The sequence below is a fragment of the Ruegeria sp. AI2 genome (assembly GCF_056541275.1).
In genome coordinates this window covers 1-1,643 of sequence record NZ_JBQFYB010000052.1, presented here as the reverse complement: position 1 = coordinate 1,643, position 1,643 = coordinate 1, and the positions used below count along the sequence as shown (strand labels likewise).

2 protein-coding genes are annotated in these 1,643 nt (G+C 56.2%); both read left to right on the top strand.

The window, feature by feature from the left end:
* Positions 1-1,001: IS110 family RNA-guided transposase (locus ACR0LL_RS21075; RefSeq protein ID WP_480589250.1), on the top strand; the 1,001-nt coding region annotated here is incomplete at its 5' end.
* A gap of 249 nt (positions 1,002-1,250) precedes the next feature.
* Complete coding sequence (locus ACR0LL_RS21070) at positions 1,251-1,475, top strand: hypothetical protein (RefSeq protein ID WP_480425095.1); 225 nt, start codon at positions 1,251-1,253, stop codon at positions 1,473-1,475.
* The last annotated feature ends 168 nt before the right edge of the window (positions 1,476-1,643 follow it).

Sequence of the window (1,643 nt, the reverse complement as noted above, 5' to 3'; positions counted from 1 at the left end):
TCGATCTGGTTCGAACGACTGTTGCGGAGGCGACGGAGCTTTGCGGAGCGGATCAACGACCTGTCGTTTGCTTTGAGACCGGGTACGATGGTTTTTGGCTTCAGCGGCTTCTGTCCAACGAAGGGATCGAGACGCTGGTCGTGGATCCCACGAGCTTCCTCGTGAACCGTAAAGCCCGCAGGGTCAAAACAGATCGCGTCGACGCCGAAGGCATGGTCGTTCTGCTGAAGAACTATTCCTCCGGTGATCGAAAGGCGTTCCGCACGGTGCGTGTTCCAACCGTTGCCGAAGAAGATGCCAAGCGCTTCCACAGAGAACGCAAAAGGTTGATGAGCGAACGCACTGGCCACATCAATCGCATTCGTGCCCTGCTCGCCCTTCAAGGCGTTCGGCACATCAATCCGGCGATGGTGACATGGCGCAAGAGACTGGAAGGCCTCGAGAGTGCTGATGGCCGTCCTTTCCCACCTCAGCTGATGCGCGAGGTCGTCCGTTCCTTCGAACGCTTGGAGCTGGCGAACCACATGATCAAGGCTCTGGCAGAGGAACGCGACGAAGCCCTTGCGACTGAATCTGAACAGTTCCCGGAACACGAAAAGGCCGTGCTGCTCGAAGGGCTGCGTGGCGTTGGACGGCACAGCGCGATGCTTCTGTCTGCCGAAGTGTTTGGCCGGGAGTTCAAGAACAGGCGACACCTGTCGTCTTACCTCGGCCTGACGCCCAGCCCCTATTCCAGCGGCGACGTGGAGCGAAGCCAGGGCATCAGCAAAGCCGGAAACCGACCGGCCCGAACCCTCGGGATCGAACTGGCGTGGTGCTGGCTGCGGTACCAACCACAAAGTGCCCTTGCGCGCTGGTTCCGGAAATACACCGCCGAGCGCCCGGGAATGAGAAAGAAAGTTGCCATCGTGGCTCTTGCCCGCAAGCTCATCGTGGCTTTGTGGCGATACGTGGAAACGGGACTTGTCCCGTCTGGCGCGGTTCTGAAGGCGGAGGTGTAAAACGGGATACCAAAACTTCAGAATAACGCGCAACGCCGGATGGTTGAGTGACCGAGAAGATTGATGGTCTTCACAAACCCTGTAGAAGTTTGGTCCCAACCAAGGCGGCTCCATTCCGGGAACGTGAACGGAAATTTGGTTCGGGCAACACGCCCACCGTATGCAAGTCGATGCCACTGGAGTGAGCATATTCGAGGAGCCAAACCAGCGATGCAAAGAAAGAAAAGGCCTTGAAAATGTAATTTCCTCATGCAGGTCGATCTTCCGTCGGGGGCGATTTTATTGACCAGTGATGCGATTTCCCGACCAGCAGAAATCGACGAGAAGTTTGCCGGGTCTTGGGACGAAGATGCAGCAATTGCCAGCGCAGACAGGTTGATGCGTCTGGCATCCGAGCGAGATGCCTTTGTAATCTATGGGCATTGTCCAAAGCAGTGGCCTGATCTGAAGAAAGCACCAGAAGTCTACAGCTGATCCCACCCCTTGGACCATTTTTTCGGAAAGTGATGTCGCGCCAAAGAATTATCTGACGTCGCGCCCTTGGTTCAGAATAATCACATTCCCACTGGAAACATCCCCTGCCGGTGAAATGAGAAAACCAACCCAAGAGGCGATTTGCTCAGGTAGCATCGCATGACCATG